17 protein-coding genes are annotated in these 15588 nt (G+C 70.1%); 9 read left to right on the forward strand and 8 right to left on the reverse strand.

Going from position 1 to position 15588, the window contains the following annotated elements; genetic code table 11:
- Positions 1–74: 74 nt before the first annotated feature.
- The 6 genes from KBC94_RS23915 to KBC94_RS23940 form a co-directional block, all read right to left on the reverse strand.
- Entirely contained in the window at positions 75–581 is a 507-nt protein-coding gene (locus KBC94_RS23915) for a MaoC/PaaZ C-terminal domain-containing protein (RefSeq protein ID WP_294376214.1), read from the reverse strand.
- Between the two features lie 147 nt (positions 582–728).
- Positions 729–1550, reverse strand: coding sequence for a FadR/GntR family transcriptional regulator (locus tag KBC94_RS23920; protein WP_294376215.1), 822 nt, complete (start codon positions 1548–1550; stop codon positions 729–731).
- Positions 1551–1570: 20 nt separating this feature from the next.
- The gene (locus KBC94_RS23925; protein WP_294376217.1) at positions 1571–2398 is read right to left on the reverse strand and encodes a GntR family transcriptional regulator; all 828 of its coding nucleotides are present in this window, start codon (positions 2396–2398) and stop codon (positions 1571–1573) included.
- 79 nt (positions 2399–2477) lie between these two features.
- Complete coding sequence (locus KBC94_RS23930) at positions 2478–3272, reverse strand: enoyl-CoA hydratase/isomerase family protein (RefSeq protein ID WP_294376220.1); 795 nt, start codon at positions 3270–3272, stop codon at positions 2478–2480.
- A gap of 13 nt (positions 3273–3285) precedes the next feature.
- On the reverse strand, positions 3286–3684 hold the full coding sequence (locus tag KBC94_RS23935; RefSeq protein ID WP_294376222.1) for an OB-fold domain-containing protein: 399 nt from the start codon (positions 3682–3684) through the stop codon (positions 3286–3288).
- Between the two features lie 4 nt (positions 3685–3688).
- Entirely contained in the window at positions 3689–4864 is a 1176-nt protein-coding gene (locus KBC94_RS23940) for a thiolase domain-containing protein (protein ID WP_294376225.1), read from the reverse strand.
- A 174-nt stretch (positions 4865–5038) separates the two neighbouring features.
- On the opposite strand from KBC94_RS23940, the gene KBC94_RS23945 reads away from it, so the two are divergent.
- The 5 genes from KBC94_RS23945 to KBC94_RS23965 are packed head-to-tail and all read left to right on the forward strand — an operon-like array spanning position 5039 to position 9588.
- A complete protein-coding gene (locus KBC94_RS23945) occupies positions 5039–5812 on the forward strand; it encodes an SDR family NAD(P)-dependent oxidoreductase (protein ID WP_294376227.1) in 774 nt (257 codons plus the stop codon).
- Positions 5813–5837: 25 nt separating this feature from the next.
- Positions 5838–6902, forward strand: coding sequence for a hypothetical protein (locus KBC94_RS23950; RefSeq protein ID WP_294376229.1), 1065 nt, complete (start codon positions 5838–5840; stop codon positions 6900–6902).
- Complete coding sequence (locus KBC94_RS23955) at positions 6899–7714, forward strand: enoyl-CoA hydratase/isomerase family protein (protein ID WP_294376231.1); 816 nt, start codon at positions 6899–6901, stop codon at positions 7712–7714. Before KBC94_RS23950 ends, KBC94_RS23955 begins: the two co-directional genes overlap by 4 nt.
- A gap of 15 nt (positions 7715–7729) precedes the next feature.
- Positions 7730–8602 carry a MaoC/PaaZ C-terminal domain-containing protein gene (locus tag KBC94_RS23960; RefSeq protein WP_294376234.1) on the forward strand — a complete coding sequence of 291 codons (873 nt, stop codon included), beginning with the start codon at positions 7730–7732 and terminating at the stop codon, positions 8600–8602.
- Between the two features lie 14 nt (positions 8603–8616).
- Positions 8617–9588 carry a nitronate monooxygenase family protein gene (locus tag KBC94_RS23965; protein WP_294376237.1) on the forward strand — a complete coding sequence of 324 codons (972 nt, stop codon included), beginning with the start codon at positions 8617–8619 and terminating at the stop codon, positions 9586–9588.
- A 69-nt stretch (positions 9589–9657) separates the two neighbouring features.
- Here KBC94_RS23965 and KBC94_RS23970 read toward each other — a convergent pair whose 3' ends face one another.
- Complete coding sequence (locus KBC94_RS23970) at positions 9658–10806, reverse strand: CaiB/BaiF CoA-transferase family protein (RefSeq protein ID WP_294376240.1); 1149 nt, start codon at positions 10804–10806, stop codon at positions 9658–9660.
- A gap of 251 nt (positions 10807–11057) precedes the next feature.
- Here KBC94_RS23970 and KBC94_RS23975 point away from each other — a divergent pair, with 251 nt between their 5' ends.
- From KBC94_RS23975 to KBC94_RS23990, 4 genes are all read left to right on the forward strand, one after another.
- Positions 11058–11510, forward strand: coding sequence for a DUF4174 domain-containing protein (locus KBC94_RS23975; protein ID WP_294376242.1), 453 nt, complete (start codon positions 11058–11060; stop codon positions 11508–11510).
- Between the two features lie 144 nt (positions 11511–11654).
- The gene (locus KBC94_RS23980) at positions 11655–11855 is read left to right on the forward strand and encodes a DUF3606 domain-containing protein (protein ID WP_234195719.1); all 201 of its coding nucleotides are present in this window, start codon (positions 11655–11657) and stop codon (positions 11853–11855) included.
- A 92-nt stretch (positions 11856–11947) separates the two neighbouring features.
- Positions 11948–13753: an ABC transporter ATP-binding protein/permease gene (locus KBC94_RS23985; protein WP_366934734.1), complete on the forward strand. Its 1806-nt coding sequence runs from the start codon at positions 11948–11950 to the stop codon at positions 13751–13753.
- Between the two features lie 83 nt (positions 13754–13836).
- Positions 13837–14361, forward strand: coding sequence for a 2'-5' RNA ligase family protein (locus KBC94_RS23990; protein ID WP_294376247.1), 525 nt, complete (start codon positions 13837–13839; stop codon positions 14359–14361).
- 117 nt (positions 14362–14478) lie between these two features.
- Here KBC94_RS23990 and KBC94_RS23995 read toward each other — a convergent pair whose 3' ends face one another.
- The gene (locus tag KBC94_RS23995) at positions 14479–15576 is read right to left on the reverse strand and encodes an ABC transporter substrate-binding protein (protein ID WP_294376250.1); all 1098 of its coding nucleotides are present in this window, start codon (positions 15574–15576) and stop codon (positions 14479–14481) included.
- Positions 15577–15588 lie beyond the last annotated feature (12 nt).

Genomic DNA, 15588 nt, shown 5'->3' on the forward strand with positions numbered 1-15588 from the left:
CGCCGCCGGAAGTCCAAGTTAGGGGTTGACCGGAGGACGCTCCTGACCGCAGCCCGTGCCCGGACGCGCGTTGGTCAGGCGGCCGCAGGCCGGCAGCGGTACATGTTGCCGATCACCATGGAGTGCACCGTCTCGCCGCGCTGGTTCTTGACGATGCGTTCGCAGGTCACGATGCCCTTCGTGCCGCTGCTGGTGAGCTTCTTCTCCACCGGCGTGATCAGCGCATGGATGGTGTCGCCAGCCTTCACCGGCAGGTGCATGCGCCACTGGTCCAGGCCCGTCATGGCGATGATGGTGCCGTCGTTGATGCCGGTGAGGCACTGCAGGCCGCCCACGATGGCCAGCACCAGCGGCCCGTGCGCGATGGGCTCGCCATAGGACTGGGTCTTGCAGAACTCGTGGTCGATGTGCGGCGCGTTGTGGTCGCCGGACAGGCAGGCGAAGTTGACGATGTCGGTCAGCGTGACCGTGCGCCGCGAGGTCACGATGGTCTGGCCGATCTCGAAATCCTCGAAATACATCCCGCGCGGGGTGCGCTCGTAGGTGTAGGACATGGTGGTGGCCGCACGGCTGCAGGCCATGCATTTTTCAATGGTAGAGCCATTCTATGTCCCGAGGACGCACGCACGCAACGCGGCCGCGCCGGGCAGGCGGCCGCGAGCGTCCGCCTTCGCCAACGGCGAGGCAGGAAAGACAGGAGAAAGGAAGCGGGCGCGACCCCGCGCCGCTCAGCGCTTCTTCGCCGGCGCGCGGCTGCGGGGCGCAGGCGCGGCGTCATCGGTCGCCAGGTGCGAGAGGTAGCCCTTCTGCAGGCGCTTGAGGCTGGCCTCCATCTCGGCCACGGCGGCGTCGACGTCGCGCGCCTCCATGTGCTTGAGGAAGCGCTTGCGCGAGGGCAGCACAAAGGCGTTCTCGTACTCGCCCAGGGTCTGGATGAAGCGGCTGAGCACGGCCATCAGGCTGTCCATCATCAGCACCATGAGCGGGTTGCCCGTCATGCGCGCCAGGATGCGGTGGAAGTCCAGGTGCATCTCGGCGCGGCGCTGGAAGTCGCCGTCCTTCGTGGCCTGGGCGGCGGCCTCGACGTTGTTGCGCAGCGCCTCCAGGTCCGCGGGCGTGGCGCGGCTGCAGGCCTCGCGCACGATCACCGATTCGAGCCAGATGCGCGCCTCGGTCAGGTGGGCGGGCGTGATGGTGCCGATGTGGTACAGGTCCATCAGGCTGGTGGTGATGGCCAGGCCCGAGCCTCCGCTGATGAAGGCACCGCCGCTGGCGCCCTTCTGCAGCCGCACCAGGCCGCCGTGTTCCAGCGAGCGCAGTGCCTCGCGCAGCGTGTTGCGCGACACGCCGAACTGCACCGCCAGGGCCCGTTCGGCCGGCAGCCGGCTGCCCACCTTCAGCCGGCCCTCGGCCAATTCGGTGCGGATCTGGTCGGCGATCTCCTCGAAGGCGCGGGCCGAGCGCACGGCCTGGAAGCGCACGGCAGGCGCCGCGGGGTCGGGCTGCGGCGCGGCGGAGAGGGCGGAGGGAGACGATGTCTTGGTTGCCATGGGTCTGGAGAGCTGGGGCGTCAAGCGGCCCGCCGGGCCGCGACGCGTTTGGTCGCTGCCTTCTTGCTTTCGCTTTCGAGGTAGTCGCTGATGAGCTTGAGGTGGGCCGTCATGGCCGCCGCCGCGGCCGAGGCATCGCGGGCGCGCAGGTGCGTGAGCACCTTGCGGCGCACCTGCATGAAGTCCTTGCGCGGACGCGGGTCCACCTGGGCCAGCAGGCCGCGGATGATTTCCGACAGCGCATCGACCATCGCCGTGAACACCTCGTTGTGAGTGGCCTCGGCGATGAGTTGGTAGAAGCGGATCACCGAATGGGTGTTGCGCGAGCCGTGGCCTTGCCGGAACAGGTCGGTGTGGTAGTCGATGTCGGCCTCGATGGCGTCGATCTCCTCTTCGGTCGCCCGTTCGCAGGCCAGGCGGATGGCCACGGCCATCAGCTCGATGCGGGCCTCGGTGACGTGAGCGATCGACGCCTGCTGCAGCGAGACCATGTCGCGCACGGACTGGGTGAGGCTGGTGGGTTTGCCGTTGCGGATGAAGAAGCCGCCGTTCAGGCCGGTGAGGGCCTCCACCACACCCGCCGACTCCAGGCTGCGCAACGCCTCGCGCACGGCGCTTCGGCTGACGTCGAACTGCTCGGCCAGGTCCTTTTCGGCGGGCAGCCGGTCGCCGGGGCGCAACTCGCCCCGGGCCAGCTGTTCGCGGATCTGACTGGCGACCGCCTCGAAGGTGCGACGCGTGCGCACCGGCTGGAACAGGGGCGTGACCGCCGGTTCTGCGAGGGCGGCTGTGGCGCCGGGGCCGGCCTTGGCGCGCGGGATGGACGGGGAGATGCGCTTCGTCGGCATTGGATGAACCTCTTTGGGCAATCGTAATACAGCGACGAGGCGTCTCCGGGCCCCAGGCCCGACGCTCGGGCGATCGCGCTCAGGCGGCTGGCGGAAAGCCGCGGTACGGCGGTGGCCGCCGGGCCAGCATGGCCTCGATGGCCTCGCGCGGCTCCGGCGCGGCGAAGGCGGCGGCCTGGCTGCCCGCCTCCATGCTGAACAGGGTCTGCTGGTCCGCATCGAGCGAGGCATTGAGCGCGGCCTTGGTCAGGGCCAGGGCCGTGGGCGCGGCCTGGGTGAGGCTGCGGGCGATGGCGGCGGCACGGGCCTCCAGCGCCTCGCTGGCATGCACCTCCATCGCGATGCCCAGTCGCTGCGCCTCGTGCGCATCGATGTCCCGGGTGGAGAAGATCAGCTCCTTGGCCCGCTGCACGCCCACCGCGCGCGGCAGCAGGTACATCGCCCCCAGGTCGGGCACCAGCCCCAGCCGCAGGTAGGCCATGCAGAAGCGCGCGCGCTCGGAGGCCAGCACGATGTCGGCGGTGAGCGCCAGCGCGAAGCCCGCGCCCATGGCCGGGCCGTCCACGGCCGCGATGACCGGTCGCCCCAGATGGAGCATGTCCTGGATGAAGCGCAGCCCCCCGCGGATGCGTTGCTGCCAGTAAGCCGGCCCGGAATCCAGGTGCTCCTTCAGCACATGCAGGTTGCCGCCGGCACAGAAGGTGCCGGGCGTGGCGGTGAGCACCAGCACGCGGATGCCGGGGTCGTCGCGCACCTGTTCCAGCACGGCCATCAGGTCGGCGCGCAGCTGGGCGTCGAAGGGGTTGTGGATGGCAGGGCGGGACAGGCGGACCCAGCCGACCTGCTCGCGCACCTCGAACTGCAGGGTGTCCATGGGCGGTCGTCCTTCAGGCCGGTGTGAACATGGGCACCAGCGTGCCGTCCTCGGCAGGCTTGAAGCACACCTGAACGCGCTGGCCGATGTGCAGCGCGTCGAGGTCGCAGTCCACGATGTTGGTGAGCATGGTGATGCCCTCGTCCAGCGCCACGTAGGCGATGGCATAGGGAATGGGGCCTGCGCGGCGCGTGACGCTGACGCTGTAGATCGTGCCCCGGCCCGACAGGCTGCGCCACTCCGTGTCGCCCTGGCAGAAGGGGCAGACCGGCCGCGGATACCAGTGCGGCTTGTGGCAGCTCGTGCACTGGCGCGTCAGCAGCAGGTGGTCGGCGGTGGCGGCCCAGAAGCGCTCGGTGGCGGCATCGTGCGGCAGCGTGGTGAGGGGGCGTTCGGTGTAGGGCGTCGCCATGATGTCATTCCCTTTCCATGATGAGCGTTGCGCTGCCGTGGCGCGAGCCGAGCAGGCCGCCCGTGCCCTGCGCCAGCGCCAGCCGGCAGTCGGGCACCTGCACCTTGGGATGGGCCTCGCCGCGCAGCTGGCGCACCGCCTCGATCACCTTGGTGATGCCGCCCCGGTTGGCCGGGTGGTTGTTGCACAGGCCGCCACCGTCGGTGTTGAAGGGCAGCCTGCCCACGCCGGAGATCAGATTGCCGTCGGCCACGAAGCGGCCGCCCTGGCCCTTGGGGCAGAAGCCGAGGTCTTCCAGCTGCATCAGCACCGTGATGGTGAAGCTGTCGTAGATCGAGGCGTACTGGATGTCGGCCGGCTTCACGCCGGCCTCCGCAAAGGCGGCCGGGCCGGACACGGCGGCGCCCGACCAAGTCAGGTCCACCGCGCCGCCGAGCTGGCCCTTGATGGTTTCGCCGGCACCCAGCACCCGCACCACGGGCCGCTTGAGCCGGCGTGCGATCTCGGGCCGCACCACCACCAGGGCGCCGCCGCCGTCGCTCACCACGCAGCAGTCGAGCTTGTGCAGCGGGTCGGAGATCAACGGCGAGGCCAGCACCTCCTCGACCGTCACGGTCTCCCGCAGCATCGCATGCGGGTTGTGCTGGGCATGCTGCGAGGCGGCCACCTTGATCCAGGCGAGCTGTTCGGAGGTGGTGCCGTACTCGTGCATGTGGCGCGCGGCGGCCAGGGCGTACATGTTGACCGTGACCGGCGAATACGGCATCTCCCACGCCGCGTCGGGCGTGGCGGCCGTCACCAGGCGGGCGCCGACGCCGACACCGCTGCCGCCTTCGGTACGCGGCCGCCCGGCCAGGGTGATCAGCGCCACGTCGCACTTGCCCGCGGCGATGGCCTGGGCGGCATGCGACACGTGGATGAGGTAGGCCGAGCCGCCGGTGTCCGTGGTGTCGACTTGGCGCAGGCGGGTCAGGCCCAGGTAGTCGGCCATGCTGTTGGCGCCGAGGCCGGGCGCGTCGCCGGCACAGAAGTAGCCGTCCACGTCCTGCAGCGTGAGGCCGGCATCGGCCAGGGCGCCGCGCGCGCATTCGGCATGCAGCTGGGCCACGGTCTTGTCCGGCGCCTTGCGCGTCGGATGCTCGAAGGCCCCTGCGATGCAGGCCTTGCCCTTGATGGTCATCGGCGTTTCTCCTGTGAACCTTGAAAGATGGTCGCCACCATAATAATGGTTCAACCATAAGTGATCGAGACACGGACGCGACAGATGCGCGGGCAGGCCACCGGGTCGACCGTTGACGTCCGAATCGGCCAGCATCTAATATTGGTTCAACCAAACAAAATGGAGCAACGACCCATGAATCCTCTTGTCACTCTGCAGGACCGCACGGTCGTCGTCACCGGCGCCGGCCAGGGCATCGGCAAGGCGCTGACCGAGCTGATCGTTCAGCTCGATGGCCGCGTGGTGGCGGTGGACATGAACGGCGACGGCCTGCGCTCCGCCCTGGCCGAGCTGCCCGCCGACCGGGTGATGACGGTGGTCGGCAGCGTGACCGACGCCGCGCTGGCCACCCGCGCCGTGGACGAGGCGGTGGAGCGCTTCGGTGCGCTGCACGGCCTGGTCAACAACGCCGGCATCACCCGCCCGGCCATGATCGAGAAGATGACCGACCAGCAATGGAAGGACGTGATCGACGTGCACCTCACCGGCAGCTTCTACTGGCTGCAGGCCGTGGGCCGGCACATGGTGGCGCGGTCGCGGGGCGGCGACAGCCGCGGCGGCTCGATCATCAACATCTCTTCGGACGCGGGGCGCAAGGGCTCCATCGGCCAGATCAACTACGCGGCCGCCAAGGCCGGCCTGCTGGGCATGACGATGACCGCCGCCCGCGAATGGGGCCGCTACAACATCCGCACCAACTCCATCTGCTTCGGCGTGGTGGAAACGCCCATGACCGAAGTGGTGCGCGGCGAGAAGTTCAAGGACGGCATGCTGGCGCAGATTCCCCTGGGCCGCTGGTCCACCGCCGAGGAGGCGGTGCGCATGCTGGCCTTCCTGCTGTCGGATGCAGGCAGCTACATGACCGGCCAGCACATCGGCGTCAACGGCGGCTTCCACATCAGCCTCTGAGCGCCGCGACCCGCCAGGAGCCCCCATGTACATGCCTCCCGACACGCGCCTGCGTCTCGATCCGCGTGACGAGTACACCCACACGCCCGAAGCCGCAGGCAACTACAACGAGAGCATGTACTTCAATGCCTTCGAGACGGCCACGGGCGTGGGCGCCTGGTTCCGTCTGGGCAACCGGCCCAACGAAGGCCATGCCGAGATGACCTGCTGCATCTACCTGCCCGACGGGCGGGTGGCCTTCATGTTCGGGCGGCCGGCCATCGGCAACAACGACGCCATGGATGCCGGCGGCATGCGCTTCGAGGTGATCGAGCCCTTCCGCCGCCTGCGCTGCAGCTACGTGGGCGAGCTGCTCGTCATGGACGACCCCCTGGCCATGGCCGATCCGAGCCGTGCCTTCAAGATCTTTCCGAAGAAGCCGGGCACTTTCGTGCTGGACTTCGAGGGCATCTCGCCCATGCATGGCGGCGAGATCGTCACCATGGACGGGCGGCCCATCGACGTCGATCCGGCGCTGTCGGTCTATCGCGGCCATACCGAGCAGAACATGGCCGTCACCGGCCACATCATGGTGGACGGGCAGCGCTTCGACTTCGTGCGGGGCACGGGCTACCGCGACAAGTCCTGGGGCCCACGGCATTGGCACAGCTTCTTTTGGTACAAGTGGATTCCGGTCACCTTCGACCGCGAGTTCGGCGTGCTGCTGTCGATCAAGGGCCGGCCCGAAGGCGGCCCGGACCGCATCAGCGGCAACGTGCTGCGCGGCGGCGTCTACGAGCCGGTGATCGACGGCCGCATCGAGACCGATTACGACGAGGCGTGGTATCCGCGTGCGGTGACCGCCACGGTCACCACCGCCCAGGGTGTCTACCTACTCCAGGGCAGGGTGCTGCGCACCGTGCCGCTGCGCCACAGGCGCCGCGGCGGCGGCAGCGACACCCGGATCACCGAAAGCCTGACCGAATGGCGCTGTGGCGACCGCACGGTGCTCGGCATGATCGAGTTCTGCGACCTGATGGAGGACGGCGTGCCCGCGTCCGAGGCCCGCCGCGGCACGGCGCCAGCGGCAACGCCGGAGGCCGCCCGATGAGCGGCCCGGACGGTCTGCAGGTGGCCCGCGAGGCCGCCGTTGCCGTGCTCACCCTCGACCGTCGCGGCAGCCGCAATGCGCTCAGCCCGGCCCTGGCCGAGGCGCTCACCGTCGCGCTGCGGGACGCGCAGCAGGACGACGCGGTGCGCGCCGTGGTGCTGGCCGGGGCGGGCGGCGACTTCTGCGCCGGTGGCGACCTCAAGGTCATGGCCGATGCCAGCCCGCGCACGGCCGAGCAGCGGCTGGCCGGCATGCAGCGCTACCGGACGCTGACCGAAACCCTGCTCGGCCTGGACAAGCCGCTCGTCGCCGCGGTCGATGGCGTGGCCTTCGGCGCGGGGCTGAGCCTGGCCCTCACGGCCGACATCGTGGTGCTCAGCCGCCGTGCGCGGCTGGCCATGGCCTTCCACCGCGTGGGCCTGGTGCCGGACCTGGGCGCCTGGTACACGCTGCCGCGCGTGGTCGGCCTGCAAAGGGCCAAGGAGCTGATCTTCTCCGCCCGCGAGTTCGGCGCCGACGAGGCGCGGCAGATGGGCCTGGCGCTGGAGGTGCTCGCGCCTGCGGCGCTGCTGCCGCGCGCTCTGGCCATCGCGCAGAGCTTCGGCGGCGCCTCGCCGGTGGCCTTGCGGCTGAGCAAGCGGGCCTTGCAGGCCTCGCTGCAGAGCGGGCTCGGCGCCATGCTCGACCTCGAGGTGCTGTCCAACCCCGTCGTCGCCGCGAGCGACTACGTGGCCGAGGCCGTGCGCCGCTTTGCCCACAAGGAGCCGGCCCAGTTCCAGTGGCCGGCTTCCCCTTCCGCCAACGACGCCTGAACCGGCGCTTTTCCCATGATCGATTCCGACAAGACCCGTGCCTGGAATTCCGGCGACGTGCGCCAGCACTACACCGCCAAGGACTGCATCCTCTACGCCCTCGGCCTGGGCGCGGGTGCCGATCCGCTCGATCCGCAGCAGCTGCGATTCATCTACGAGAAGGAACTGGCGGCGCTGCCCACCATGGCGGCCGTGCTGGCTTCGCCCGGTTCATGGATGCGCGAGCGTGTCGAACTGGGCATCGACTTCCTGAAGCTGGTGCACGGCGAGCAGGCCGTCACGCTGCATGCGCCGCTCCCGCCGGCGGCGGCGCTCATCGGCCGCAGCCGCGTCACCCGCCTCGTCGACAAGGTGGAGGGCAAAGGCGCCGTGATGCATGTCGAGAAGGTGCTGACCGACGAGGCCACCGGCCAGCGGCTGGCCACCTGCGAGCAAGTGCTGTTCCTGCGCGGCAACGGAGGCTTTGCGCCCGGCGCGGCCAGCGACGCGCCGACCCCGGCCCCGGCCGCCGTGCCCGACACGGCGCCCGACCTCAGCGTGACGGTGGCGACGCGGGCCGATGCGGCAGCGCTCTACCGCCTTTCCGGCGACCTGAATCCGCTGCACATCGACCCGGCCGTGGCCACGCGCTCGGGCTTTCCGCGGCCCATCCTGCACGGCCTGGCCACCTGGGGCATGGCCGGCCTCGCCGCCGTGCAGCACTTCTGCGGCGGCGATCCGTCGCGCCTCACGGGCCTGCGGGCGCGGCTGTCCTCGCCCGTGTTCCCGGGCGAGACGCTGGCCTTCGACTTCTGGGCGCTGGGCGCCAGCGAACTGGCCCTGCGCGCCCGCGTGCCGGCGCGCGAGGTGGTGGTGTTGAGCCACGGGCGCGTCACGCTCCGCTCATGAGCGGTTGCGTTTCCATGAAGACACGCATCACAGCAGCCCTGGGCATCCGGCTGCCGATCATCCAGGGCGGCATGCAGTGGGTCGGCACGGCCGAGATGGCCTCGGCCGTCAGCAACGCCGGCGGCCTGGGCACGCTCAGCGCCCTGACCCAGCCCACGCCCGAAGCCCTGGGCCGCGAGATCGAGCGCTGCCGCGGCATGACGGACCGGCCCTTCGGCGTCAACGTGACCATGCTGCGCACCATGAATCCGCCGCCCTACGAGCGCATCTTCGACGTGATCGTGGCGCGGGGCGTGCGCGTGGTGGAGACGGCGGGCAATGTGCCGGCCGAGGTCTTCGACCGGCTCAAGGGCGCGGGCATCACGGTCATCCACAAGTGCACCTCGGTGCGCCACGCGCTGGCGGCCGAGAAGCGCGGCGTGGACCTGGTGAGCATCGACGGCTTCGAATGCGCGGGCCATCCGGGCGAGGACGACCTGCCCGGCCTGGTGCTCATCCCGGCCGCGGTGCGGGCCCTGCGCGTTCCCGTGATCGCCTCCGGCGGCATCGCCACCGGCGCCGGCATGGCGGCGGCCCTGGCGCTGGGCGCCGAGGGCGTCAACATGGGCACCCGCTTCGTCGCCACGCAGGAAGCGCCGGTGCACGCGAACATCAAGCAGGCCCTGCTCGCCGCGCGGGAGACGGACACCCGGCTCATGTTCCGCACGCTGCGCAACACCGCCCGGGTGCTGCGCAATGCCGTCAGCGAAGAGGTGGTGGCGCTCGAAAACCGCCCCGGCGGCTGCAGCTTCGACGATCTGCGTCCGCTGGTGGCCGGCGCCCGCGGGCGGGCCACGCTGCATTCCGGCGCCGTCGACGACGGCGTGGTGTGGGCCGGCCAGGTGGTCGGCCTGGTCGACGACATCCCCTCGTGCGCCGACCTGCTGGCGCGCATGGCCCGCGAGTGCCGCGAGCGCCTGTCGGCGGCTGCAGCATTGGTGGCCTGAGGGGGCGCGAGCAAGGCCGTCATGCCCGTCCTTGCTGTTTGATCCAGCCGAGGCAAGCGGCGCGCCCGTTCAGCCCACGCCCGCGCCGCGCAGGGCGATGATGTCTGCGTCGCCGTAGCCGAGTTCGCGCAGGATCGCCTCGGTGTCCGTGCCAGCAGCCACCGGAGCGCGGGGCCGTTCGGGCGCGGAACGGCTGAAGCGTGGCGCCGGCGCCGGTTGCGTCAGGCCGTCCTGCGTGTAGAAGGCGTTGCGCGCCTTCTGGTGCGGATGGTCGGGCACCTCGTCCAGAGCCAGCACCGGCGCGAAGCACACGTCCGTGCCTTCGAGCAGGGCACACCATTCGTCGCGTGTCTTCTGGGCGAAGCGGTGGGCCAGCTCGGCCTTCAGCGCCGGCCAGCGGCTGGCATCGTGCTGCGGCCAGGCCGCAGGGTCTTCGATGCCCAGCTTGTCCAGCAGCAGGGCGTAGAACTGCGGCTCGATGCTGCCCAGCGAGATCCAGCCGCCATCGGCGCAGCGGTAGCTGCCGTAGTAGTGGCTGCCGCCGTCCAGCACGCCGGTTCCGCGTGGCTTCGTGCGGCCGGCGGCCTGCACGCTGTGGAACAGCGTCATCAGCAGCGACACGCCGTCCACCATGGCCGCATCGACCACCTGGCCCTTGCCGCTTCCCCGTGCCTCGAACAGCGCGCAGGCGATACCGAAGGCCAGCAGCATGGTGCCGCCGCCGTAGTCGCCCACCAGGTTGAGCGGCGCCACCGGCGCCTCGGGCGTTCCGATCATGCCCAGAGCGCCGGCCAGGGCGATGTAGTTGATGTCGTGCCCTGCGGCCGTGGCCAGGGGGCCTTCCTGGCCCCAGCCGGTCATGCGGCCATAGACCAGGCGCGGGTTACGCGCCAGGCAGGCGTCGGGCCCCAGCCCCAGCCGTTCCATGACGCCCGGGCGAAAGCCTTCCACCATCACGTCGGCGCCCTCGATCAGGCGCAGCAGCACCTCTCGGGCGGCGTCCTGCTTGACGTCGAGGGCGATGGAGCGCCGGCCGCGGCGCGAGATGTCCTTGTGCGGCGGCACCATGCCGCCGCCGCCGCCGCCGCCGGCGGCTGGGCCGGGGCGGTCGACGCGGATCACCTCGGCGCCCATGTCGGCCAGCAGCATGGCGGCTAGCGGGCCGGGGCCGATCGAGGCGATCTCGATCACGCGTACGCCGTGGAGCGGGCCGGCCATCAGCGTGGCGCTCCGAGGGCGCGGATGGGTGTGTGGACAAGCATGGCGTTCTTCCAGGGCAGCGAATATGATTGTGAATGGCTGTACCAATAGAATCTAGCACGCCGGGCGTCGACTTGTCGACGCGGCGCGTGCCACAGCCGCAGTGGCTGCCATTGCCGTGCCGGATCCGGCTACCGCGGTCGCGGCCGACCCCGACGCAGCATGGTGACGGGCACGGCCGGACTGGCCGTGTACCGACGATTGGACGCATGAACCCGATTCAGCGAACTGCCAGCACCGCCACTTTCGCCCTTTCCGGCCTCGCCGCCCTTGGCGCCGCCGTGGCGGCCGACGTCAATCCGCTCGATGCCGAGCGCTGGAAGACCCGGCCGCTGGTGGTCGTCGCACCGCGCGCCGACGACCCGCTGCTGCGCGAGGTCGAGGCCACCCTTGCCCGGACGGCCGCGCGCGAGGCCTTCATCGAACGCGAGATGGTGCTCTACCGGGTGGTGGCCGGCGTCGGCAGCCGCGACGGCCGGGCCCTGACGCCCGGACAGACCCGGGCGCTGCTTGCCGCGCTCGAACTCCGCGCCGATGCCCCCGCGCAGCTGGTGCTGGTGGGCAAGGACGGCGGCGCCAAGCTGCGCCAGAACGGCGGCGCCGACCTGGCCGAGATCTTCCGCACCATCGACCGCATGCCGATGCGCCAGTCGGGCCGCTGAGCCGCCCCGCGCGGCATGGCCGCCTGCGCAGCGCGTAGGCGGCGGACTTCAGCGGCATCAGCCGCCGTCCGCGAGGCCGCGAGGGCCCGCCTCCCGGATCATCTGCCGCACTCGATCACCACCACGAACGTGCGGGAGCCGGTCATGCATTCGATGGAAAAGTACCTTGCCGAAGAGCCCTTCGCCCTGCGCCGCAGCGAGCGCTCCGACATCAACGTCAACGACCGCACCGAGATCCGCCACTATGCCCAGGAACTGGGCGTCGACGAGCAGCACCTGATCGGCGCAGTCGACCGAGCAGGCCTGAACGGCCGTGCGGTGCAGGCGCACCTGGGCTGCTGCTGAGCGCACCCGTCCCTGGCCGAGTCTGAAGCCTCCCATGCCCGCGCCGCCTTCGTGTGAGCGCCGCAATTCCTCTCCCTGACTTCAGACGCCTGATGTCCGCCATCGCGCCGCCCGAACCCGTCGACCTTTCGCCCAAGCCCCGCGACCGCAGCAACAAGCAGCGCCGACACCGCGCCCCCACGCTCTCGATGGCGGCGTGGCGCCAGTTCATGGAAGTGGCCCGCCCGTACTGGGTGGGCGACCAGCGGGTCAAGGCCTGGAGCCTGCTGGGTGTGCTGCTGGTGGTGATGCTGTGCGAGACGCAGCTGGCCGTCATGCTGATCTCGCGCACCGGGGAGATGACCTCGGCTTTGGCCGCCCGGGATGCCGATCGCTTCTGGAGCGCCGTGCGCTGGAGCCTGGTGGTACTGGCCTTCGCGGCCCCCATGTATGCCGGCTACTACTACCTGCGGGACTACCTCGGCAACCACTGGCGCCGCTGGCTCACGCACCGCTTCCTCGACGGCTACCTGCAGCAGCGGCGCTACTACGAGCTGGGCAGCCGGCAGGACCTGGACAACCCCGACCAGCGCATCAGCGAGGACATCAACACCTTCACCGGCCGCTCCATCAACTACGCGCTGATCTTCCTCGGCTCGCTGATGCAGCTGGTGGCCTTCAGCGCCGTGCTGTGGTCCATCTCGAAGATGCTGGTGCTCTTCCTGGCCATCTATGCCACGGTGGGCACGGTGGTGGCGCTGTATGTCTTCGGGGCACCGCTGATCCGGCTCAACTTCTGGCAGCTGCGGCGCGAGGCGGACTTCCGCTTCGGCCTGATGCGCTTCCGCGAGAACGCCGAGTCCATCGCCTTCTACCGCGGTGAGGCGCAGGAGCGCATGGAACTGGACAACCGTTTCCAGGCGGCTTTTGCCAACTACGGCCGGCTCATCAAGAAGCAGCGCTCGCTCAACCTCTTCCAGCGCGCCTTCAGCCAGCTGACGCTGGTGGTGCCCAGCATCATCCTGGCGGGCGAGGTGCTCGCCGGGAACCTTGAAGTGGGCCGCGCCGTTCAGGCGGGCGGCGCCTTCGCCGCGGTGCTGGGTGCCGTGGGCCTGATCGTGGACAACTTCGAAGGCCTGAGCCGCTTCGTGGCCGGCATCGACCGGCTTCATACGCTGGCGGGCGTGGTCATGCCCGGCAGCACGCGCGCGCCCTCGGCCGTGGCCGTCGCAACGCCACCCGATACGCAGATCCAGAGCGAGTGCGGCGACGACGAACTCTGCGTGGAGAACGTCACGCTCTACACGCCGCAGTTCAACCGGCTGCTGATCCGCGACCTGTCGCTGCGCCTGGGGCCGGGCGAGGGGCTGATGATCGCGGGCCCGAGCGGCTGCGGAAAGAGCTCGCTGCTGCGGGCCCTGGCCGGGCTGTGGCGCAATGGCAGCGGCACGGTACGCACCCTGCCGCCCGAGCAGGTGTTCTTCCTGCCGCAGCGGCCCTACATGCAACTGGGCACGCTGCGCAGCCAGATCCTCTACCCGGCCGATGCGTCGAAGCACAGCGATGCGCAGTTGCTCGACATCCTGGATGCCGTGCACCTGGGCGGCCTGGCCGAGCGCGTGGGCGGCCTGGATGCGGTGCACGACTGGGAGAAGCTGCTCTCCATGGGCGAGCAGCAGCGCATGGCCTTCGCGCGCGTGCTGGCCCGCCGGCCGCGCGTGGTCATCCTGGACGAGGCCACCAGTGCGCTGGACGCGGCCACGGAGGCGGCGCTGTACCAGCGCCTGCGCGACACCGGCTCGACCATGGTCAGCATTGCGCACCGGCATGCCGTGCTGCGCTACCACACGCATGTGCTGGAACTGTTGGGCGGTGGCGAATGGCGCATACAGCCGGCCCAGGACTTCTCGGCAGAGTAGCTTCTGCCTGGCTGCGTCACCTGGGTCCTTTGGTCGGGAGCAATGGCTTTGTCACGCGCCAACCCATGGTCCACTCCTGACCCATGCAGCCGACCGCTCTGATCGTCACGTTGCGCATGGACGATGCGTCCGCCGCGGCGCTGACTGCGCTTCGCAGCGCTCACTTTCCGCCATCGCGCAACTGGCTCGATGCGCACGTCACCCTGTTCCATGCCTTGCCCATCGCGGAATTGTCGAGGGTGCGGGAGGACATGGCGGACATCGCCAATCGCACCACGCCCTTCAAGCTGGATGTGGACCGCGTGCAGTTCCTTGGGGCGGGCGTCGCTTATGCCATGAGCGCGCCGGAAGCGCTGCGGTTGCGCGCGACGCTCGCAACGGCCTGGTCGGGCTTGCTCGGCGCGCAGGACCGGCAGTGGCGCGGCCCGCTGCACGTGACGGTGCAGAACAAGGTGCGTCCCGATCAGGCCCGGATGCTGCATGCCGAACTTGCTCGCGACTTCGTGCCCTGGAAGGTCGGAGCGACCGCCCTGGAGCTCTGGTATTACATGGGCGGGCCTTGGGAGCCGGTGGCGGCGTTTGCGTTCACCGGGCCCGCGTCAGGCTGAAGGCGGTGCCCGCATCGTTCGCGTCCTGGCGTTGCTGCGGGCGCTGATTCGCCACCCTGCCCCTCCTGCGCGTTGGACTGCAGCAGTCAACGGGCCATCCCGGAACTGGGAGCGCGCTCAGACCCGGAAACTGCGTGCTTGCGCGGCGATCTTGTCGGCGTCGAAGGCGTTGATCTCGTCGATCAGGTCGTTGGTGAAGTAGTCCTGGGGCCGCTGCACCTTCGTCCAGCCGAAGATGTCGATCAACGCAGCCAGCGACTGAGGCCGGAAGTAGCCCCACTTGTGCATGCCATCGTTGTCCTGGAAGGACAGCGACTCGATCTGTGCCTTCATCACGCGCATCGCGTCCTGCAGCGCCTTGTCGGGGTTGCCGCCCTGGGGCATCTGCTCGGGGAAGGCCTTCCAGTGCAGGCGGATGGCGGCCTCGGGGTTGTTGATGAGGAAGATCGTGCTCTTGGCGATGGCGCGGCCCACGCCCACCACCGTGCGCCGGTTGCGGGCGATGTAATCACGCCGCACGAAGTTGCTGGCGCCGAAGAGATCCTTGAAGCGCGGCGGCGAAGGCAGTGCGCGCAGGGTGATGCCAAGGCTTTCGAGCTGCCGCGTCTGCGAGCGGGGTGCGACATAGGCGGCCACCTGTCCCGAGCGCAGCGCCTGGCCCGCCTGTGCGCCAGCTCCCACCGCGATCACGCGCAGGTCCGTGCCGGGCACCAGGCCCGCCTCGCGCGCCGCGAATTCCACCATCGCCACGCCTTCGTTGGCGAGCGTGGGCACGCCGATGAGCTTGCCGCGCAGGTCGGCGAGGGTGCGGGCCGGGTGGTCGGTGGGGACCGCCACCTCCACAGGGTAGCTGCGGATCTGCTGGTAGAAGAAGGTGAGGCCCAGGTCCTGGCCCGCGGCGGCGCGCGACATCACCGGAATGAAGGAGCCCGAGCCCATGTCCTGGTTGCCCGAGGCCACCAGCTGTACTGCACCCGTGATGCCGGCGGCACCCGCGAGCACCGGCTCCACGCGCACGCTTTCCTCGTCGTAGTAGCCGAGCGCGGTGGGGATGGAGGTCTGGTTGGAGATCACCACCGACAGCGTGGGGATCGCCAGCACGTAGCGCACGCGCGAGGGCGCGGCCGCCAGTGCGCGCAAGGGCCCGGCCGACACTGTGGCGGCGGCTGCGGCACGCAAGAGTGTGCGGCGCTGGATCGGGAATGCAGGGGTCATGGACGACGGCTC

The sequence above is a fragment of the Pseudacidovorax sp. genome, from assembly GCF_017991995.1.
GTDB lineage: Bacteria > Pseudomonadota > Gammaproteobacteria > Burkholderiales > Burkholderiaceae_C > Xenophilus.